This window comes from Paenibacillus sp. Root444D2 (assembly GCF_001426375.1).
In the GTDB taxonomy this organism is placed as follows: domain Bacteria; phylum Bacillota; class Bacilli; order Paenibacillales; family NBRC-103111; genus Paenibacillus_E.
The window spans coordinates 165607-186814 of record NZ_LMEO01000052.1 but is presented as its reverse complement, the minus strand read 5'-3'; the positions used below and the strand labels follow the sequence as shown (position 1 = coordinate 186814).

Annotated in this window: 22 protein-coding genes; 15 read left to right on the top strand and 7 right to left on the bottom strand. The window is 43.6% G+C overall.

The window, feature by feature from the left end; translation table 11 throughout:
* The first annotated feature begins 47 nt into the window (after window positions 1-47).
* From ASD40_RS34335 to ASD40_RS34285, 11 genes are all read left to right on the top strand, one after another.
* On the top strand, window positions 48-1304 hold the full coding sequence (locus tag ASD40_RS34335; protein WP_057307627.1) for a TerD family protein: 1257 nt from the start codon (window positions 48-50) through the stop codon (window positions 1302-1304).
* A gap of 32 nt (window positions 1305-1336) precedes the next feature.
* Window positions 1337-2074, top strand: a complete 738-nt coding sequence (locus ASD40_RS34330) for a TerC family protein (protein WP_057307626.1) — start codon at window positions 1337-1339, stop codon at window positions 2072-2074.
* Window positions 2075-2150: 76 nt separating this feature from the next.
* The gene (locus ASD40_RS34325; RefSeq protein ID WP_082562643.1) at window positions 2151-3254 is read left to right on the top strand and encodes an HpcH/HpaI aldolase/citrate lyase family protein; all 1104 of its coding nucleotides are present in this window, start codon (window positions 2151-2153) and stop codon (window positions 3252-3254) included.
* Window positions 3199-4614 (top strand): phosphoribosyltransferase family protein, encoded by a 1416-nt coding sequence (locus ASD40_RS34320; RefSeq protein ID WP_235549497.1) that lies wholly within the window; start codon window positions 3199-3201, stop codon window positions 4612-4614. Before ASD40_RS34325 ends, ASD40_RS34320 begins: the two co-directional genes overlap by 56 nt.
* Window positions 4587-5720 carry a cysteine protease StiP family protein gene (locus ASD40_RS34315; protein WP_235549496.1) on the top strand — a complete coding sequence of 378 codons (1134 nt, stop codon included), beginning with the start codon at window positions 4587-4589 and terminating at the stop codon, window positions 5718-5720. The genes ASD40_RS34320 and ASD40_RS34315 overlap by 28 nt, the downstream gene beginning before the upstream one ends.
* Entirely contained in the window at window positions 5717-6553 is an 837-nt protein-coding gene (locus ASD40_RS34310) for an HAD family hydrolase (RefSeq protein ID WP_057307624.1), read from the top strand. Before ASD40_RS34315 ends, ASD40_RS34310 begins: the two co-directional genes overlap by 4 nt.
* Window positions 6550-7572, top strand: coding sequence for an ATP-grasp domain-containing protein (locus tag ASD40_RS34305; protein ID WP_057307623.1), 1023 nt, complete (start codon window positions 6550-6552; stop codon window positions 7570-7572). The genes ASD40_RS34310 and ASD40_RS34305 overlap by 4 nt, the downstream gene beginning before the upstream one ends.
* 254 nt (window positions 7573-7826) lie before the next feature.
* The gene (locus tag ASD40_RS34300; protein ID WP_057307622.1) at window positions 7827-8399 is read left to right on the top strand and encodes a hypothetical protein; all 573 of its coding nucleotides are present in this window, start codon (window positions 7827-7829) and stop codon (window positions 8397-8399) included.
* 93 nt (window positions 8400-8492) lie between these two features.
* Window positions 8493-9137, top strand: a complete 645-nt coding sequence (locus ASD40_RS34295) for a pentapeptide repeat-containing protein (protein ID WP_057307621.1) — start codon at window positions 8493-8495, stop codon at window positions 9135-9137.
* Window positions 9138-9200: 63 nt separating this feature from the next.
* The gene (locus ASD40_RS34290) at window positions 9201-9761 is read left to right on the top strand and encodes a 5' nucleotidase, NT5C type (protein WP_057307620.1); all 561 of its coding nucleotides are present in this window, start codon (window positions 9201-9203) and stop codon (window positions 9759-9761) included.
* A gap of 157 nt (window positions 9762-9918) precedes the next feature.
* On the top strand, window positions 9919-10782 hold the full coding sequence (locus tag ASD40_RS34285; protein WP_057307619.1) for a hypothetical protein: 864 nt from the start codon (window positions 9919-9921) through the stop codon (window positions 10780-10782).
* A 614-nt stretch (window positions 10783-11396) separates the two neighbouring features.
* On the opposite strand, the gene ASD40_RS34280 is transcribed toward ASD40_RS34285, so the two are convergent.
* Window positions 11397-12236, bottom strand: coding sequence for a transposase (locus tag ASD40_RS34280; RefSeq protein WP_162251362.1), 840 nt, complete (start codon window positions 12234-12236; stop codon window positions 11397-11399).
* A 951-nt stretch (window positions 12237-13187) separates the two neighbouring features.
* Here ASD40_RS34280 and yunB point away from each other — a divergent pair.
* Window positions 13188-13979: a sporulation protein YunB gene (gene yunB / locus ASD40_RS34275; RefSeq protein ID WP_082562654.1), complete on the top strand. Its 792-nt coding sequence runs from the start codon at window positions 13188-13190 to the stop codon at window positions 13977-13979.
* Between the two features lie 10 nt (window positions 13980-13989).
* Here yunB and ASD40_RS34270 read toward each other — a convergent pair whose 3' ends face one another.
* Window positions 13990-15039 (bottom strand): M23 family metallopeptidase, encoded by a 1050-nt coding sequence (locus ASD40_RS34270; RefSeq protein WP_414858765.1) that lies wholly within the window; start codon window positions 15037-15039, stop codon window positions 13990-13992.
* Between the two features lie 116 nt (window positions 15040-15155).
* On the opposite strand from ASD40_RS34270, the gene larC (ASD40_RS34265) reads away from it, so the two are divergent.
* Window positions 15156-15644, top strand: a complete 489-nt coding sequence (gene larC / locus ASD40_RS34265; RefSeq protein ID WP_057307616.1) for a nickel insertion protein — start codon at window positions 15156-15158, stop codon at window positions 15642-15644.
* A gap of 48 nt (window positions 15645-15692) precedes the next feature.
* On the opposite strand, the gene larC (ASD40_RS34260) is transcribed toward larC (ASD40_RS34265), so the two are convergent.
* From larC (ASD40_RS34260) to larE, 3 genes are read right to left on the bottom strand one after another with little or no spacing between them, the layout of a single operon-like run.
* Entirely contained in the window at window positions 15693-16547 is an 855-nt protein-coding gene (gene larC, locus ASD40_RS34260) for a nickel pincer cofactor biosynthesis protein LarC (RefSeq protein WP_057307615.1), read from the bottom strand.
* Window positions 16548-16556: 9 nt separating this feature from the next.
* Window positions 16557-17333: a nickel pincer cofactor biosynthesis protein LarB gene (gene larB, locus ASD40_RS34255; RefSeq protein WP_057307614.1), complete on the bottom strand. Its 777-nt coding sequence runs from the start codon at window positions 17331-17333 to the stop codon at window positions 16557-16559.
* A complete protein-coding gene (larE, locus tag ASD40_RS34250; RefSeq protein WP_036632720.1) occupies window positions 17330-18178 on the bottom strand; it encodes an ATP-dependent sacrificial sulfur transferase LarE in 849 nt (282 codons plus the stop codon). Before larE ends, larB begins: the two co-directional genes overlap by 4 nt.
* A gap of 155 nt (window positions 18179-18333) precedes the next feature.
* Between larE and lipA the strand changes: the two genes are divergently transcribed.
* Together lipA and ASD40_RS34240 are read left to right on the top strand one after the other, a co-directional pair.
* Window positions 18334-19209 (top strand): lipoyl synthase, encoded by an 876-nt coding sequence (gene lipA / locus ASD40_RS34245; RefSeq protein WP_057307613.1) that lies wholly within the window; start codon window positions 18334-18336, stop codon window positions 19207-19209.
* Between the two features lie 40 nt (window positions 19210-19249).
* Complete coding sequence (locus tag ASD40_RS34240; protein WP_057307612.1) at window positions 19250-19567, top strand: YutD family protein; 318 nt, start codon at window positions 19250-19252, stop codon at window positions 19565-19567.
* 62 nt (window positions 19568-19629) lie between these two features.
* Here the strand turns inward: ASD40_RS34240 and ASD40_RS34235 are convergent, their stop codons facing one another.
* Both ASD40_RS34235 and ASD40_RS34230 read right to left on the bottom strand, forming a co-directional pair.
* The gene (locus tag ASD40_RS34235) at window positions 19630-20442 is read right to left on the bottom strand and encodes an NAD kinase (protein WP_057307611.1); all 813 of its coding nucleotides are present in this window, start codon (window positions 20440-20442) and stop codon (window positions 19630-19632) included.
* An 11-nt stretch (window positions 20443-20453) separates the two neighbouring features.
* On the bottom strand, window positions 20454-21128 hold the full coding sequence (locus tag ASD40_RS34230; RefSeq protein ID WP_057307610.1) for a flagellar brake protein: 675 nt from the start codon (window positions 21126-21128) through the stop codon (window positions 20454-20456).
* Window positions 21129-21208 lie beyond the last annotated feature (80 nt).

Here is a 21208-nt window from a genome sequence, read left to right as displayed (position 1 = left end):
AGTAAGGCATCACCCTTCAATTATTGAGTACGGAAGGGACAGCCCTTATGCATATATCTCTTGTAAAAGGCCAAAAGACGGATGTTACAAAAACAAATCCGGGACTCTCACAGATTGGTATTGGACTCGGATGGAACTCTCCTGCGAACATAGATCTGGATACTTCAGCATTCTTACTAGGCGCTAATGGGAAGGTAGATAATGACGAACAGTTGGTATTCTACAACAACCCTACCAAAAGCGGTGTGAATTTCATCGATCAACCCTCTCAAGGGTCCGATAAGAAGCAATTTTCTATTCAATTTTTGGGCGTTCCAGCCAATGTTGAGAAAGTTGCTATCACACTAACCATTCATGAGGGTGAGAAGTTAAAGCAGCAATTCAGCCAAGTGACACAAGCTTATTTACGGATTTTTCATCCTAGCACAGGGCAAGATATGTTGCGATATGAATTAGGAAATCAATTCTCCGTTGAGACAGCTATTGTTGTAGGGGAACTATATAGATACGGCACAGAATGGAAATTCAGTGCGATTGGATCTGGCTTTTCCGGTGGGCTGAAAGCGCTGTGCGGTAATTTCGGAATCGAGGTTAAGGATGAACCTACACCTAACCCTGTACCTAATCCGACACCGACGCCTCCCCCAGTTTCAACTCCGGCGCAAGCGAGTAAACCTCCTCTTATCCCTCCGGCTCCAATTAATCTGAATAAGATTGAATTGAAGAAGAAGGGCGATCGCATTAGTCTTGAGAAGAAGACAACAGGCAATCTAGGGGAAATTGTTATTAATTTAAACTGGAATCAGAAGAAGAAACCTGGTGGATTTTTTGGGAAAAGCAAAGGTATCGATCTGGATCTGGCTTGTTTATATGAATTAAAGAACGGTGAGAAGGGCGTTATTCAAGCGCTTGGCAACCGATTTGGTTCACTTCATAGAGAGCCGTATATTGCCTTAGACGGTGATGATCGTACGGGCTCGGTAACAACAGGAGAGAACATTCGAATTAATGGGAATAAGCTCTCTGAATTTGACCGCATTCTAATTTTCACTTTCATTTACGAAGGTGCAACCACTTGGTCTGAAGCAGATGGCGTAGTGTCCATCAAACAAGATGGCGGACCTGACATCGAAGTGAAATTGAATGAACATGATAATCGTCACGGCATGTGTGCCATTGCATTAATTCGTAACCAAAATAATGAAACATTTAGCATTGAACGGCTTGTTCAATATTTCTCCGGACATAAGGCGCTAGATGAAGCCTTTGGATGGGGAATGAGATGGGTTGCAGGAAATAAGTAAATAATTAGCGAAAAATACAGGAGGGTCAAGGCATGTCAGATTTTTTTCAAAGTTTTATCAACAACTTCCTTAACTTTTTCAATTGGGAAGTGCTTTCAACAACACTTTCAGATCCGGTTAGCTGGGGAATTATCGGGACACTAGTTATCTTAGAGGGGCTTTTATCCGCTGATAACGCATTGGTACTGGCAGTAATGGTAAAGCATTTACCGAAGGAGCAGCAGAAAAAAGCTTTATTCTACGGACTCCTAGGTGCCTACATCTTCAGGTTCATAGCTATTGGAGTAGGTACGTTCCTTGTTCAAATTACTTGGATTAAAGTGCTCGGCGGTGCCTATCTCCTTTGGATTGCCATCAGTAATCTTTTCTTCAAGAAGAAGGAAGAGGAAGGGGAGGTTAAGAATAAAGGACTTTCCTTCTGGCGAACTGTTCTTGCTGTAGAAGTCATGGATATTGCTTTTAGTGTCGATAGCGTACTTGCTGCCTTTGGCGTAAGTGACAAGGTTTGGGTATTGTTCCTTGGAGGCATCATAGGTGTACTTATGATGAGAGGCGTGGCGCAAGTCTTCTTAAAGCTCATTGACAAGATTCCAGAGTTGGAGAAAGCAGCCTTCATCCTTATTATCATCATTGGTCTTAAGATGATTGCAGGCGCATTCGGTGTCCATATTTCACATGTTCTTTTCTTCTCAACCCTTATTGTCATATTTGGAGGCACGATAGTTCTTAGCTTGCTTCGCAAAAAGGACAAGCAGGAATCAGCTAACTAATAATACCGACTTATACATTGACAATCCCTCCTTTACGGGGGGATTGTTTCTTAAACGAAAGAGGGAGGAATCGGGAATGAGATATTTTAATTATTTAACAGCGGATGAAGAGAAAGCTCTATTTTATTTACCTCCGACTTCCTTCCATAATCATTCGCGCAAAGAAATCCTTGCTTATTCCATTGGTGCTGCTCTTTATATGCCGGCTACACGTACCACGTTCGCAGAAGATATCGCTTTTGGTAAAATTGAAGGTCTAGTTTCAGTAATTCTTGATTTGGAAGATGCCGTTGGTGAAAATGAGGTTCATGCCGCGGAAGAATCCTTGGTGAATCAAATGAATAAACTAGCCACCTTCATTGAAGTCGGAATTCTTCATACGGATAATCTTCCGCTTTTATTCGTACGAGTAAGAAGTGTGAATCAGTTAAATTATTTGATCGAAAGATTAGAAGAAAATGTAGCCCTTTTAACGGGATTTGTATTCCCGAAATTTACCGCAGACAATGGTGAGGCTTATTTTCAAATACTAGAAAATTATAATGATGAGAGACCGCCTTCCGCACCCATGCTATATGGTCTGCCAATTCTAGAGTCCGGACCTGTGATTTATAAGGAAAGCCGTACTCATACGCTTCAAACGATAAAGGAGATCCTAGAGCAATATAAGAATTTAGTCCTCAATGTAAGAATTGGCGCCACGGATTTCTCCAGCTTATTTGGTTTGAGACGCAGCCCAGACATGACCATTTATGACATAACGCCGATTAGAGACTGTGTAGCTGACATTATTAATATATTTGGACGTGTTGATGCCTCTTACGTTATTTCTGGACCTGTATGGGAATATTTTCCCCAAAAGGGTTTAGTTCGCGAAGTGATTATGGATAAAGAGAATGGCATGATTGGCAAGACAATTATTCATCCAACTCATATTAAACCCGTTCAATCGCTATACGCGGTGACCCATGAAGAGTATACGGATGCTACAAGCATTATTACGAGCAATAATGGCGATCATGGCGTTATTAAGAGCGCGTATGCCAATAAAATGAATGAAATCAAACCTCATTTAAGCTGGGCCAGACGTATTCTTTTACGATCACAAATTTATGGGGTGCTGCATGAAGAACAACAATATGACGGATTATTGCTCAAGCATAATCGAGCATACGTATAAGATCGCAGGTGATTTAGAGCTTCAAGTGACATTGACCTCTAATCCTTTTGAGATTCCTCTCGACTCTCTGTTCGCCATGGCGGCAAGAATCAATAAGAAACGATCGTTTCTGTTTGTTAGCAAAGTGCTGGGTAAACATATCCCTGTGAACCCATATTCCTCCTTATTAAGCGGGGCTTCATTAGCACTACTTTTACAACAAGCCTTAAAAGGTTCTATGCCGCAGCAATTAATCCCTCAAGCCATTCAAGGCATTATAGATCCTTCTCAGGCCGAGGCGGCCTATAAAGAAATTATGTCCTATCGATTAAGTTTACCGCAATCTGTTGTTTTTATAGGGTTTGCTGAAACGGCTACAGCCATCGGACATGCCGTGTATGAAACCTTTGGTCAGGGTGGCAGCTATATTCATACCACGCGTGAAGTGATCGAAGGATCGGCATCCATCATTAATTTCAGTGAGGAGCATTCCCACGCTGTAGCTCATTATTGTTATGCGAAGGATCCTAAGATGCTTACACATCCTGAGATTGTTGTCCTTGTAGATGATGAAATTACGACAGGTAAGACATCTTTGAACATTATTCGAGATATGCAGGGGAAATTTCCGAAGAAAACCTATTATATCCTTGCTCTGCTTGATTGGAGAACCCCAGAGGATCAGCAGCAGTTTCTGAAGCTAGAGCTCGAGCTAGGAATCTCCATCCACGTGCTTTCCTTAGTCAAAGGTGAGGTAAAAGTAACGGGTTCATCAGAAAGTTTAACTCCTCAAGTTCCTGTCCTTCCTATTCCAAATCAAATGGGACCCATTCACTTCACGTATATAGATCATCTATTTGCTCATGCTCCTTACGTGAGCCAACATCCATATTTACAGCAGAGCGGAAGATTTGGTCTTACTCCGGAGGAAAGCGAACAATCCAGTCATTCGATATCTCAAGCCGCCAAGCAGTTGAAACTTACTCGCATAGGTAAGAAGACGTTGTGCGTAGGCACAGGTGAGTTTATGTATATCCCCATGCGAATTGCCGCAGAAATGGGAGAGGGTGTGTCTTACCAATCGACGACGAGGAGTCCAATTCATACCATTGATACAGATGATTACGCAGTCAAGGTAGGCTATCCATACTCATCTCCAGAGGATCCCGAAGTTACTCATTTCCTATACAACGTTCCGGTAGGCATGTATGACGATCTCTATGTATTCATGGAACGAGAAGCTGATCCAGCTTCAATGCAGCCATTGCTCCAAATTCTTCAAACGAGAGGGCTGAAAAGGATTCATATTGTCTTTTTCTCTCCTCAAACGTTTGAATGGAAGGAGAATGCAGTATGGAAGATTGGCGAGCTAGACCAATAAAGGAGCCTAGGCACTTGGGAAGCTATCCAGCTTCTGATGTGACATTCCTTCTTAAGGATTTGAGCGAGGTTCAGCTGGAAAAGTCGATGGATGCGAGAGAGCTAGCCATTCAATCGGGTACTCATTATTCAGAAATGCTGCCGCAGGAGCATCTGCCAACGTCCGATTATTTAAAATTGTACCGAGAGACGCTGCAGATGTCAGCCAAGAAGGTAGCATTAGCCGTCGGTACTACCGCAGAGCTTATTCGAATTAAGAAAGGACCGAATACGGTGCTGGTCTCTCTTGCGAGAGCGGGCACACCGGTCGGTATTCTAATAAAACGTTACCTGCAAGAGGTGCATCAGTTGGACTTGCCTCATTACAGCATCTCAATTATTCGAGGTAAAGGGATTGACGAGAACGCTCTGTTTTATATCCTGCAAAAGCATCCAGACACGAAGCTTCAATTCGTCGACGGGTGGACCGGCAAGGGAGCAATCCGTAAAGTGCTTATAGAGGCTTGCAGCAAGCTGGAACGAGATTACGGGATCAAGCTGGACCATGATCTTGCTGTACTTGCTGATCCTGGCCATTGCACGGATATGTTTGGAACGAGGGAAGACTTCTTGATTCCGAGTGCATGCTTGAATGCGGTGGTATCCGGTTTAATGAGTCGAACGGTGCTGCGCGAGGATCTCATTGGGCCATATGACTTTCATGGTTCCAAATATTATAAAGAGTGGTTGGACCAAGATCTCTCCAATCATTTTATTGCGGAGATTGTACCCTTTTTTGGCGAGGTCGTGAAAGAAGCAGAGCATAGTGCTCGTGAATTACTCCAGCATCCTCCGACAATTTCATGGAAGGGTTTGCGAGATATTCAGGCGATTCAGAACGAATATCAGATTGCGGATATCAACTTAATCAAGCCCGGTGTTGGAGAAACGACCCGTGTGCTGCTCCGTAGAGTGCCATGGCGGATATTAGTAGACCGTTTAGATAACCCGAATATACGCCATATTCTCCTTTTAGCTGAAGCTAGGGAAGTACCAATAGAAGTGTACCCAGGTCTCACTTATTCCTGTTGTGGTATTATTAAATCCGTGAAAGGAGATGCCGAATGATATTTGCAAGCGATTTAGATCAAACGTTAATCTATTCACAGCCTTTAGAGCGTGCCGAAGAATTAGGCGATCGCATTATTACAGCAGAGCTCATTGACGGTAAAGTGAGATCGTATATGTCCACAAGTTCCTACCAGCTGCTTCAAAAGTTGATGACGGAGCTCATTTTCATCCCTGTTACGACACGAACCATGCAGCAGTACAATCGTATACATTTAATTAGTCAAATGTTAAAGCCCACCTATGCCGTTACGAGCAACGGCGGGAATATTCTGATAGATGGACATCCCGACCTGGAATGGCAAGCCTCTGTAGTTGCTCGCGTTAGTGAATCAAGTGACCATGTGCAGGATGTCAGGATACTGCTAGATCGTGTCCTTAGTCCGGAATGGGTCATCAGTTCCAGCTATTGCGACGAGCTATTTTTTTCCCATATCATTGACCGGGCAAAGCTGCCACTGGAAGAAATTACCCAGATGAGTGCAGAACTTCAGCTTATGGGTTGGAGCACTTCCATTCAAGGAAGAAAGGTCTATGTCGTTCCCCAAGCCGTTAATAAAAGAGATGCTGTTCAGCATCTCAAGCAATTAACAGGGGAGAGCCAAGTTGTGGCATCTGGTGATTCCCTTTTGGATCGGATCTTGATTGATTTCTCTGATTTCTCTATCGCTCCTAGGCACGGAGAATTATTTCGACAAGAGCAGCTTCAATCGACGGGGAATTATTTATTTACCGAGGAATCCGGGATTTTCGCTACGGACGAAATACTTAAGTATGTTGAATCCGTAAACATAGAACAAGCGAATCTATTTGTCATTAAGGAGTCCTCATGAAAAAAGTATGGTTTAACCGTTGGTTTTCAGTAGCCTTTCATTATATGAATAGCATTCGCAATAATGAGGATGGCGTCCAATTCAAAATGTACGCTACACATCCGGACCGTACTCACATGGCTCTACAGGCGGCTGATTTCGCGGATACCGAGCCTGTTTTAGGTGATGATGATTATGTGGAGTTTGCCCTAGATTTTTGCAAAAAGCACGGCATTGATGTATTCATTCCCAGATTGCATATGTATGCAATTGCGAAGCATATTGATTTGTTCGAAAAAGTAGGAACGAAAGTAACGGTTTGTCGTGACCTTGAGCTATTAGAGAACTTGCTGGAGAAGCAAAAGTTTTATGAATCCATTAGGGAAAGGAACATTATTTCAATCCCTGATTATCATGTGGTCAATACAGCAGATGAATTTATGACAGCCTACGAGGCGCTCGTTAGTGCAGGTCATAAGGTTTGTATGAAGCCAACGAATGCTGAAGGTGGTATGGGCTTCAGAATCATCAGCAATGGGCGGGATACATTAAGTGACCTGTTCGGTACAGTTACTCCATATCTCTCTACGGAACAGGTATACAAGACCTTATCATCCGTAGATCGTTTCGAGGACTTGATGGTGATGGAACTATTAAACGGCTTTGAGTACAGTATCGATTGCTTAGCATCGGCTTCTGGGGAATTACTTGCCGCTGTACCGCGTCGCAAAGCGGATGGAAGGCTAAGGCTGCTTGAGGAAGTGCCTGAGCTAATTGAAATTGCACATCAGGTTGCTGCCACCTACAAGATCCCGTTTAATTACAACATTCAAGTGAAGTACAATCAGGGTGTGCCTAAATTACTTGAGATTAATCCGAGAATGTCTGGCGGGTTGCATGTGACTTGTCTATCAGGTATTAATTTCCCTTATTTAGCAGTGAAATCAATTTTGGGTGGGCATGTGGACAACCAAAAGCCTAATTATGGCATTCTGGCCAGTCATATTGAGAAATACGTTATTATGGATTTAGGCGAATAAAAGAAACCGTGCATCATATCTTTGAATAAGATGAACAAATCTGTCAAAGAAGGTGCAAAGGATGATAATAAGCGGGATTATACTTTCTGGAATAATCATTGTGCTCATTGTCGTAGCAAGCGCTGAAAAAGCAGAATATGTGTCTAAATTTCTTGAAAAATAGTCATCTATGAAACCTGAAAAGGTTTCTTTTTTTTGTTATGATTTGGTAGAATATAAGAATAGATTTGTGATGCTGGGGAGGGGGCTGTACGTTGCTGGATTTTACATTTGAGATTGTTGACGAGTCTACAATTAATACCAGAATTTTGTATGCCAACGAATGGTTCACTTTCAATATATATGAGAAAGATCATGTTTGGACACTTCATCCCTTTGATGGTATGTTAATACGGAATAAAGATATGTGTCAGCTTGTGATTAATGAGCTGCTCAAAAATAAATATTTTCATGTCATGTGCGCGAAAGAGAATATCCTATTGTCGGAGCTGAGGACGACAGTTGATTTAAGTAGTAGAACGAGCATGTCTACACCTAGACCTTCTCCTTCACCTAGAGAAGAACTGGATGATGAGCTCCCAGACGATATAAAGTCATTTATGGATTATCATACCTTGGATGAAATTATAGACTTGGAGAAACAAATTATTTATAAGCGAATGACTTTTTATAAACAAATGTTAGAGGCCATGTTCATGCAAGGGGCAGGACCGGCAGACCAGGAATTTATCCAGATTCAATCCATTTATATGATGTGGAAAGAATCGTATGAGAAATTGAAAGGGTTAAGCGATCAAGATTTGTCTGGTGGGAAGAAGAGATGGTAGTATAAAGGGAGACTTAAATACCAAAGAGTAAATGTTCATAAAGCCGTAAGGCTTATTTTTTTGCCCTATCACTTGATTACAAAGGAGTACCAGATGAGCATTACCAAAATTGAAACACCGAAAATCCCCAAAGAAATACCAGCCATAACACTGCCGAACGAGGAAATGCAGCCGGAAGATAGCTTTCATACGGGTATTATAAGTGATTGTATCATTGACAATCAGTCCGGATATAAAGTCGCGTTTGATAAAGTAATATTTCGTAATGTCACTTTTACTCGGATATCGATGAAAAACATAGAGCTGACAGATGTTATTTTCGAGAAATGCGATCTATCCAACGTTGATTTTGGTGAAGCTACGATCCATCGGACTGAATTTAGAAATTGCAAAATCATTGGCATTGACCTGACAGAAGCAACCGTCCGAAACGTCTTATTTCATACATGCTTGGCCGACTATGCGACCTTTCGAATGGCTAATTTCAAGCAGGTTGTTTTTCAGGAATGTTCGCTTTTAAATGCCGATTTCTACGAATCTACGCTGCAAAAAGTGTATTTCGATAACTGTCAGCTGGACCGGGCACAATTCACGGGTGTGAAGCTTGCGGGTATTGATATCAGCAGCTGTGAATTTACAAGTTTAGGTGTGAGTATAGAGGATTTGCGCGGCTGCATCATTTCGAGGGGACAAGCCTCTGTTTTTGCAAGTCTCTTCGGACTTATATTGAAGGAATAAGGAGAAAATAATAAAGGAAATTGCTCCGGCAGTCTAGTATATCCGTGAAATGAGGAGTTAACCTTGAAACTCGGCTTTGATATTGATGATACACTTATTAATTTAAGAGAACATGCCTTTCATATTTATAACCATAAGCTAAAGCAAAATATTGGCTTAGATGCGTTCCATGCCTTAACGACGATGGAAATTCACAGTGCCTTTGGTTTGACGAAAGAAGAAGGAGGCAAGCTATGGTCTAGTCTCCGCGACGACATATATTATTCTCAGTGTCCTTCTTTTCCTCACGCCGTAGACATCTTACAGGAACTAGTGCATCAAGGTCATGAGGTGTACTATATCACGGCAAGGGCTAAAGAACATACAGACCGAACGAAAAACTGGTTAATAGCCAATGGTTTCCCGGTGGTTGAAGGACATTTTTATTGTGGGATGAGTGATTCCGAGAAAGTACATATTATTGAAAAACTGAACTTGGATTATTATTTTGACGATAAACCGGCCGTTCTGGAAACCTTGTCTCACCTCCCATTGAACTTATATGTGAAAGATAGATCGTATAATCAGCACTTGAACCTGCCTAGGATTGTATCTTGGGATGAACTCAGAGAAATTATAAAATGAAACACAGCTGAACTCCTAATTGTTAAGGGGTTCAGCTTTTTTACACATTTTACTAGATTTACAATAAATACAAGTGTAGATAATCATCCAATGACATTCTTCCTTTAATGTCAGTCTATGAGGGTGAACCTTCCATATGGGTAGAGGAGATGAATGGATGTTAAAGAAAAATGCTCTGATGGCCGTCCTAGTGGCCGTAGTAGGAACAAGTTTACTTGCTGGTCTAGGCGGAGCACCTAAGCCTGCCGCAGCTGCGAGCAACATGGTACCGAATTATGAAGTGAAGCTTCTCCTTAATCCAATTGCAGTTCTTGGATCTGACTTTAAACTTACAAGCAGCGTAAAGACTGCATTTGGCATGCCTGATAGCGTGACCAAGATGAACGTCCAATTCCTGGATACGAACGCCAAGGACATTTATAACAATGGGTGGAGTCCGCGGATTCGTAAGACAGAGGGAGAGAGCGATTTCGAGCTTACCTACAAAAAGCGCTATGCAATTATTGGCAACGATATTAATGGTGCCTTAACACTTGCAAACCAACAGGGCCTTGATTCAAGCGATATTGGCTATGAGGCGCAAGTCGAGTGGGGATATCAGAAGAAAACACTTAGTATTACACGTCCAAAGACAGGTACTAAATCAGGCTATAGCGGTATGGACCTCCCAAACCAAACCGATTCCCGCAGTCTTCTGATTAATAATGCTCCTGATAAGTTTAATAATTGGCTATACAGTGGATGGGGGACTAGCAAGCTTTCTTCTTCCCGTGTCTACGGCCCGGTTCTAGCCAAACGTTCAGTCGGAACGTGGAGCGGCCAACAGCTTTATATCGAAGTGTGGCCAATTGTTAATGCAGCTGGTACGGACACTGAATACATTGTTGAAGCTTCATTTAAAACAAATAGTGAATCGACAGCATCCACTAAACACGATGAATTAATTACCTATCTGCAAAGTAAAGGCTGGTTCCTCGCACAAGATTCACTGAAAACACAACTAATCATGGATCGGTATTAAAAAGATTATCTATAGGACACCGACCATAAAACGAACCAAGACGTATCAAGATATAGCACCAAGAGCTAAGAACAAGAGCCAGCCGAGAGCCAAGAGCTAAGAACAAAGAACAAAGAACAAAGAACCAATAGCCAAGAGCGAAAAACAAGCGCGAAGCACAAAGAACGCGAACCCAAGATCCGAGAATCGGGGGCCGCGACCCAAGAACCCAAAACGAGATCCCAGAACCGAGAACCCAGAACCCCGGAACTCCGGAACCAACCCCCAACCCCAACCCCAACCCCAACCCCAACCCCAACCCCAACCCCAACCCCAACCCATGAATTCAACACTCTACCACCTTTCAACAAAGGTGGTCTTTCTCTTCCAGTCCTACTATGTTCACTATCCCTTTAACTCAGAATGAGCGCAGATATGAATGATTGATCGAATGATTGAATGATTGAATGATTAAATGATTGCATGTATGTATGTATGTATGTATGTATGTATGTATGTATGTATGTATGTACGCAAGATCAAGCTGCTTGTCGGAGGAAACTAAATTTTATTTATTTCTATAATTACAAGAAATTGAATAGCCAAATAGCATACTACTGTTAGTCTTATTGTAGCTAATGGGTGAAGCAGAGTTGAATTAAATGGGCAAAAATAGGTATGTTTTTTGAAGAAAGATTTAGTCGATAACTAAATTCGTCTAAGTACTTTTGTAAATGTTTGGGGCCGAGGCCATGGAAGGTGTTATTTATCCATTTACTAGCCTGTTTAGCGAATACGAGTAAAGGGCGAAGTCGTGTGGGGGTATAAAAACCTGTAACAATCTCAATATTGTGTGTATCGGATTCTATGTGCTGTTGTTGGAAGGCTTTTGTTTCAAAACGAGGAATATGTCTTTCTTTTGGATTCGTAAGAAGAACGTGCTTTATTTTGAGGTAGGTAGATTCATTCCATTCATTAACTGATGAGCCTATGAGAAGAAGGTGCTCTTGCTTGTGTTTGTGAACAGAAGGATTATAAGGTCGTCCATAGATAGCTGAATGAATACAAACTGAGCCCGAAAGCGGAGTTTCATTATCGGTATTATGAATCATAGAACGGATTTTATATAAGATTAGCCAGGCAGTTTTATAAGTAACCTTAATAAATTTAGAAAGTTCGATTGCGGTCGTACCTTTATTTGAACGGGAGAAAAGAAAAAGAGCGAGCATCCATTTACTTAGATCAGTTCGGCTTCCCTCCATAATTGTCCCGGATATTAAAGACGTTTGATGGCGACATTGACTGCATTCGTAAAGTGGAAGACGACGGGTAGTTGTCACATAAGCATGGTAGTGATTACAACGCGGACAGCTAAAACCTTTAGGCCACTTAGTATGAAAAATATACTGGATGCAAGCATTATCGTTGGAAAAATGATTTTGAAATTGATTAAGTGACATACTTGCAAAATTCATATGCATCTCTCCGTTTGTGTTGAAATGGGAATGTGTGTTCCTATTAATAATATACCAAACATATGGTCTTATTTCAAGGGAAGATGGAAAATATTTGATTGGAACTCGGATTGTTTTCTAATTTCTGAGTGATGGGGATAGTGTCCATAGAGGTGGTGAAAAGTTGGATTGGATGCAAAGTGAGGTGGCATGGGAGAGAAGATACTAATGAGTTGAGATACATGTTTTGAGACAAACCAGGACGGAAAGGACTTGGACAGGACAAGTTCTGTCAGCTGAAGGATGTGGTGGGTAAGTTAGTGAGATCAAATCGCTGAGGTGCAGACGTTAGTAGATAAGGAATTGAAGAGACGGACGTGGGAGTAAACATGATGATGGGTCGCAGTGTGAGTAGATACGAAGTGGATGAGACGGACGTGGGAAGTAGCAATGATGATGAGTCGCAGTGTGAGTAGATAGGTAGTGGATGAGATGGACGTGGAAAGATGCTAAGAGGATGGGCCGCAGTGTGAGTAGATACGAAATGGATGAGACGGATGTGGGAAGTAGCAATGATGATGGGTCGCGGTGTGAATAGATACGAGATGGATGAGACACCCGTGGGAAGATGTTAAGCTGATGGGGCCTAGGCGTGAGAAGATAGGGAATTAATGAGACGTATGTGGAAAGAAACTGAGATGATGGGTCGCAGATGTGAGCGAATACTAATGATGGGGATAACTGAGCAGTCGTAAGTAGGCTAGACCCATTGGGGTTCAGACACGATAATGATATGGATGCGCATGGGTTGGGATATAAGTGGAATCGGGAGGGAGTTGAGTTAGATTAACAAAGGAGATGAACGTATGACCGTTGAGGGGACTTGCTGTTGGGAACGTGTCTTCTTTTTCACTCCATGTCCGCATAAGGTAGTACTAATTGATTTGAGTGGCTAGGGGAGGGAATGGGATGCTGCTAAGGCGACGCTGGAGAAGCAGACCTACAGGGAAAACAAACCGCAAAAAGGTGCTGTTGATCGGTCTTCTCATCTTTGTCTTATTTGGCGTGCAGTTTTTTATTTTCGTAGAACGTAATCTTAGACCTCCACTGATGAATTTGGCAAAAGTACGCATAAAGCAGATAGCAACACAGGCGATTAATAGTGCTATTGCGGATCATGTGGCTGGAAGTACGAGTGCGGAGCAATTAATTGATTGGAAGATGGATAAAAACGGTAAAATAACAGGATTCATGCTTAATTATAATGAGCATATGCGTATAACTGCGGATACGATTAAAACTGTGCAAGGTGAACTAAAAGATTTACAAAGTATTTCAGAGCATATTCCGGTTGGGCAAGCGATGAATAGTGCGATTCTCTCCTCATTTGGCCCTGATATTCCGATTCGGCTGCTGCCAGTTGGTAATGTTAAGGTTGATCTGAATACACGTTCTCAAAATGCGGGAATTAATATGGTTATGTTTGAAGTGTATGTTCGCATTATTGCTGAAGTATCTGTGATTATACCCTTTGATTCCGATACTGAAATTGTGGAAACTGAAATTCCTATTTCATATTCTCTCGTGGTTGGGGATGTCCCTACCTATTATTATGATAATAAGGGAAATCCTGTGGGTAGTAATAAGGATGCGGGTCCACCGAGTTTATCGTTGCCTAGTATACCGAATACCGGAACAACAACACCAAAGGTAGAGGGAGTTACAACGCAAGAAAGCAAGATACAAAAAGAGCCGCCCCAATAATGGAGCGGTTTTATTTTTTCTTTTTCATCCGATCTTCACGTTCCCATTTGCGAAGGGAGGGGTAAGGATCGAAGCTCCATTCGGTTAGCCCATTATCACGATAAAGTCCAAAATGAAGATGAGGTGGAAATTTACCTGATGTTCCCGGCTTACCATAACCAGAACTACCTACCCAGCCGATGGTTTGTCCAGGTTTTACAATATCGTTTTCTTTGATTCCTTTTTGAAAACCAGAGAGATGGGCGTAGTAGTGATAAATATTGTTCACATCTCGAATACCAATCCGCCAGCCTCCGTAGGGATTCCAGCCTTTAATTTCCACAATGCCATAGCAAGTGCTTCGTACAGGAACACCATAACCCGCGAATAAATCTGTTCCTTCATGAGAACGATGCCCACCCCATCCGCGACTGTCTCCCCATGTGCTGCGATAGGAGTAGTCTGCGTTCACCGGCAGTGGAAAAGCATGCTCACCAACATCAAGGGTACCTAGTGTGGCATAGATTGTAGCGAATTGTTTGATACGTTCAACACTGCGCGAGTTTTGATAATAATTCCATAAGTTGATTTGTATATTTTCTTCTTGGTTTCCATTATTACTCATTAGTGTGGCCATAGCTGCCAGTACGTCTAAATCGTTGTTTCGATCTGCGATGCCGTCACCTGAACCATCTCGACCGTAACCATGAAAGAAGGAGATGCTTCTAGGATTCGTATCTTGCTGGTCTGGATTCAATAAGCCCACCCAATCTGATTCAGGGAAGTAAATGCTGGTAATCCCTTGATGCACGGGTCTTTTTTTAGCGAAATTCATCGTTCTTTCGTACTGATCAACTGCGGCAAGGTATGCCCATGGAATGCCTGACAAGATGCTTGTTTTTTCAAAAAGCTCTTTCCGCTCAGCGTTCAAGCTCGGGTTAACCTTAGATGGAGCTGCGGTAAAGAATTGGTCAGATGCAGCGGCATGGGATTCAGCACTGCCTGAAAGAGTCACGGATTCGGTTGCTGATAGGAGGAGGCTAAGAACAAGAACCCGCGACCAATACGGTCTGCTTTTCATCTCTATCATCCTTCCTGAAATGTTAGTTCTTAGGATGTACTCTTCTATGAATGTTTATCCCTGCATCTTTCGTTGTTATCCGATTTTTGCTATGATGCCTGTAAGAGGTGAGGAACGTGAGTTTTAATCATAGGGATGAGCATGTTGACGATAGTATGTTGTTAATTCAGGCAAATCTGGATGATATGAATCCGGAGTGGGTTTCTTATATAATGGATAAGCTTTTTGAAGTAGGTGCGAATGATGTATTTGTAGTTCCGATAATTATGAAGAGAGGCAGACCAGGGATAATGCTGAATGTGCTGGTTGAAAATGAACGGCTTTCTCTTGTAGAGGAAGTTATTTTTAGCGAGACAACGACACTTGGCATCCGGTATATGCACGCTTCCTGTCATAGATTGGCTAGAGAATTCGAGCAAGTGCTAACACGATGGGGAATTTTAACGGTAAAAGTCGGTTATCATCAGGGGAAATTGGTACAATATGCACCAGAGTTCAAAGAATGCGAACAAATCGCTAAGGAGCATCAAGTACCTTTGAAGCAGGTATACGAGGAAGTTAGGATGCAGTTTATACAGCAAAAACAAAAAAACGTCTCCTCCTGATTTGAAGGAAGAGGCGTTTTTGATTTTACAAATAGTCGCCTTAGAGGCTCATGTATGGTGTGGGTGTGTATGTGAATGTTCATGTTGGTGGTGATGATGATCATCATGGGTATGTCCATGACCATGCTCATGTGCAAGGTGCTCGTGGCTTACTTGCCATTTTCCAATATAAGGATCAACTTTACCGACTACGACACGAAGCACATTAGGTTGATTCGGTAAATCTCTTGTGCCTGCACCGTAACCGATGGTATCAACGATCATAGGCGGAAAGCTTTTAGAGAACTCGTCCACGATTCCGGAAATAATACCGGCACCAGTTGGGGTAGTCATCTCTAGGCTATAGTTGGTTGAAGCAATAGGTAACCCTCGCATCATTTCCAGTGTTGCTGGAGCGGGTACGGGATATATACCATGATCGATATGTATCGTTCCTGAACCTAGTGGTACTGGAGAGGCAAAGATGCGCTCGACTTGTAGGGAGTCAATGGCTAAAGCCACACCTACGATATCTACAATGGAATCTATGGCTCCGACTTCGTGGAAGTGCACTTTTTCAACGGGGATACCATGGATTTTAGCTTCAGCAATACCGATTTTTTCAAAGATAGCTAAGCTGAGAGCTGTTACACGCTCATTGAATCCTGCCTGTTGAATGACTTGTACGATTTCTGAGTAATGACGATGATGTTTCGGCGGATGCTGTGGGTCTAGAATGACATCTAGCTTTAAGGCGGAAATACCACGCTTAACAACGCGCTTCCATTCCAACATGTACGGCTCTAGCTTGATTTTGGTAAGCTCTTCTTCAATGTAAGCTCGATCTGCTCCCGCATCTACTAAAGCACCAAGGGTCATATCGCCGCTGATTCCGGAGAAGCAGTCTAAATATAAAATGCGCATTGTAGGATCTCACGCTCGTTTCGACATATTTTTGTTAATGAGCCCTGCATAGTAACCAGCTCCGAAGCCGTTGTCGATGTTCACTACTGAGATTCCTGGAGAGCAGCTATTTAGCATCGACAACAAGGGGGCGATACCTGCAAGATTCGCGCCATAACCGATGCTTGTCGGCACAGCCACGATCGGTTTGGCTACAAGCCCGCCGACGACGCTGGCGAGCGCGCCTTCCATGCCGGCAACGACCACAATCGCGTTTGCACCGCGAATGAGCTCTAGCCGGCGGAAGAGTCGGTGAATGCCTGCTACACCCACGTCGAATATACGTTCAACGTGGCTGCCCAGGCATTCTGCTGTAAGAGCCGCCTCCTCCGCCACGGGGAGGTCGGAGGTACCTGCACACACGACGGCGATATAGCCGTCGTGGACTTTGAGCATGGGCCGCTTGAACCAGGTCAGCGACCTCGCAGTTTCGTGGTAGGTGACACCTTCCACGGCAGCGGTAACATGGGCGGCTTTGGCCGCGTCTACGCGCGTAGCGAGCACGCGGTCGGTGTGCTCCATCAGCCGCCGGAAAATTGCCTCGATCTGCTCCGCGGTCTTGCCTTCCCCGAAAATGACCTCGGGGAAGCCCGTTCGCTTCTCGCGATCGATGTCGAGCTGAGCAAATCCAAGATCAAGGTTAGCTGGGCCAGCGGCGCTGCCTTCCTTGATGATTTGCTTTTTGGCTTCTTCTACGTCCAGATCGCCCGCCTGGACGAGCTTTAAGATTTTCTCTAAGTCCATCATAGGGATGCTTCTTTCACCTTGTCTTTCGTCTCCTTGGACAGCACTTCGTTCATGCTGCCCGTGCGGTAACCTTGTAAATCGAGCGTCACGTAAGTGAAGCCGAGCTTGCTGAACTTTTCATAGATCGCATCACGGTGTTCGACGACTTTATGAATCTCATCCGGCATAACCTCGATCCGGGCAATTTTCTCGTGGTGACGTACGCGCACCTGATACAATCCAAGCTGGGACAAGAAGTATTCGCCTTCGTCGAGTTGATCGATTTTCCACTTCTCAATTTGCGTCCCATAAGGGATACGAGAAGACAAGCAAGCAAAAGACGGTTTATTCCAAGTACGCAGTCCTAGCTCTTTGGAAAGCTGTCTGATCTCGTCTTTGGTCATTCCGGACTCCTGCAAAGTACTACGGACGCCTTGCTCGTTCTTGGCTTGTAGACCCGGTCTGTAATCACCGAGATCGTCCATGTTCGAACCATCAAGAATATAGGGGTATCCTAACTCTTTGGCTAGTTGCTGCAAATGTGAATAAAGTCCCGTTTTGCAATGGTAACAGCGATCTGGATTGTTAGCGACGAAATTCGCATTCTCTAGTTCCTTGACCTCTGTTTTGTACAGTGGGACACCGATTTGTTCTGCTAGTTCAACGGCGGCATCAAATTCCCGAGAAGGGAACGTTTCGGATGCTGCAGTGACGGCTAAGACTTGATCTCCGAGCTCCTGCTGCGCACGTTTGAGGACGAATGTACTGTCAACCCCTCCGGAGAAGGCGATTAATACTCGGCCCATACCTCTTAAAATTTCTCCAAGCTTGCGGTCTTTCTCTCGCGTTACTTCTTGTATGCTCATGTTTCTTCCCTCCCATACAGCCTTTACGTGATAGGTTAAGCTGTTTTGGCCATCTTGATAAGTGTATCACAACTGAGTGGCAAAGTGGATTGTTTTGTCAGTCATTCATGTTATAATAACAAGAACGAGAAACCAAATAAAAGGCGGGAAATATAGTGCCTACAAAGCCATTAGAGAGAAAACCAGACTGGTTAAAAATCAATCTCAAGACAGACGAGAATTTCAAAGAAATAAAGTCAATGATGCGTTCCAAGACGCTGCATACGGTTTGCGAAGAAGCCAAGTGTCCAAACATTCATGAGTGCTGGGCGAATCGTACAGCCACTTTTATGATTTTGGGCGATATTTGTACCCGAGCATGCCGTTTCTGTGCAGTCAAAACAGGGCTGCCTACCGAGCTGGATCTGGAAGAGCCAGAACGTGTAGCGGATGCCGCTTTGCAAATGGGACTGCGTCACTGTGTCGTCACTTCCGTAGCGCGCGATGATTTGGCCGATGGCGGCGCGATGATATTCGCTGAGACCATCAAAGCGATTCGCCGCAAATTGCCAATGTGCACAGTCGAAGTGCTGATCCCCGATTTCTTAGGTCGGGAAGAGTCACTGGCCACGGTTCTAGAGGCTAAGCCTGATATCTTGAACCATAATATGGAGACTGTTGAACGCATGTCAGACCGCGTTCGCTCGAAGGCGAAATATCGCCGTTCTCTGGAACTGCTGGAGCGTTCGAAGCGTATTGCTCCGAACATCCCAACCAAATCCAGCGTCATGATTGGCGTTGGCGAGGAGTGGGACGAGCTGCTGCAAACGATGGAGGATTTACGCGCAGTTGGCTGCGACATTATGACGATTGGGCAGTACCTGCAGCCGTCTACAACGCATTTGGCTGTAGCCAAGTATTATACGCCTGAGCAGTTTGCTATGCTCAAAGAAGAGGGCATGAAACGTGGCTTTAAGCACGTTGAGTCGGGGCCGTTGGTACGCAGCTCTTACCATGCGCATGAACAGGTTCAAGCCGCATCAAACGTTTAAATTAACGAACGGATCATAGAAAGGAGAGCTTCCTACCATCATGATTCATATTGCAAACAAAACATACGAGCTCGTTACAGACCATAAGAATGGCTGGAATTTTGAAGTTTTTAAAGAACGTTTTAGCGAAGTGTTGGAGCGATACGACTATATTGTCGGCGATTGGGGTTACAGCCAGCTAAGGCTAAGAGGCTTTTTTAAAGAAATCCATCCTAAAGCGACAAAAGAATCATCGATCGCGGCTCTTCAAGATTACTTGAATGAGTACTGCAACTTCGGCTGCGCTTATTTCATTATCGAAAAAGTGAATGGCGCAAAGCAGCAAGTGCCCTCTGAAGTGATTACAACTACTACTTAATGTAGTTGAAACCAAAAGACGCCTCTCATTCTCCAACGGAGTGAGGGGCGTCTTCTTACTTTTTATTTCACTTCTAACCCAACAAAAGCTTCCCGAACCCTATTCCAGAAAGGAAATGGACGGAACCTGGCAAACTTAACTTTCACGTTGGCTGCTACACGGCAGCGGATAGAAACAACGTCGTTTCGCTGCAAGTACAAGTGATCAAGTGATAAAAGCATATTCTGCTGCGCCTTGGGATAAATGTCACAGTGATGATGCTTCGGTAAAATCATGGAAGAGCCGAGTGTGCGGTAGACCCTATTGTTAATCGAAGCAATCTCTGCAATTTGAATGGCTTCGAGCGAAGGGTGAACCATTGCCCCGCCTAAGCTTTTGTTGTAAGCTGTGCTGCCGGCAGGCGAGGAGATGCAAATCCCGTCACCGCGGAACATTTCGAACATTTCATCGTTAACGTGAAGTCGCGCGACTAGCGATACTTCGATTCCTCGTATTGTAAATTCGTTGAGTGCCAGATGCGTCTCGGAGCCCTTTTCTGTCGTAATTTCAATCTCAACGACGGGGTACTGTACAACACGCAGCTCCTCGGGGGTAGTGACGCTGAACATCAATGAAGCTAGATGGTCCAACTCATCTGGTTTCCAATCTGCGAAGAAACCTAAGTGTCCAGTATGGATACCAACGAAAGCGATGTGATCAAGCTGCTGCACGTATTTATGAAAAGCTTGCAGCATCGTGCCGTCTCCGCCAATAGAAAGGACAATGTCCGGATTTTCTTCATCCCTAGGCATGCCTTGCTGTGCGGCGAGTTTGTGGAACCGCTCTGTCAGCCCCTTGGAGATGTCATCGCCTCGTTCAATGACGTTGTATTTCAATTGGTTTCCTCCTAAGAAGTAATCGAGCAATATTTATCAATGTCCTGAAGTATCGATTCAGGTGTATGTCGGAATTCGGCAGCGACCCGATAAGAATCATTACTGAAATTCGTCACTCTAATGATTTCACCATAAGCCGTAATAGGATGGGGATACCCAGGGAGAATGAAGCTGAATTCCAGAAATAAGGGAAAGAAGAGCCGATTCGTCGTAACGAAAGAAAGCCCGCTGGCACTAATATCAAGCAGTTGTCCGGAAAAGGCGACTCCCTTACTTGCGGATATGCCGCGAATGCCAACAATACGCAGTGTGATCGGTGTTCGAAGGGAGAGCTTAGCTCGGCTGTACCTTCTGTTCTGATGATGATGAATTTCTTCGGGAATGGATAGCGAAAGGTAACATATCGTCTTCTTTAATTCAAGTTGAATTAAATCGACATAGGCGTAATATAAAATTCCACTGTCTTTAAAAGAAAACTCAATGAAAGAAATATGCTCTAATTTGTCGAATGGAAAAATTCCAGATAGCTCTAAACAAACAGTGAATGAAGCTTCACCTATTTTATCAACGGAGAAATTTTCTTCATAGCAAAAAGGCTGCCCATCTTTGGATTCTCCGACAATGATCAAATGACAATCCGTATTCGGTGCGATATATGCCAATTCCAGTGCCTTATTCCAATCCATAGCATCACCAAGTGGTTAGATTTGCATTCATGAACGCATGCACATACCGTAAGTTCTCTATTCATAATAATTTATAAAAG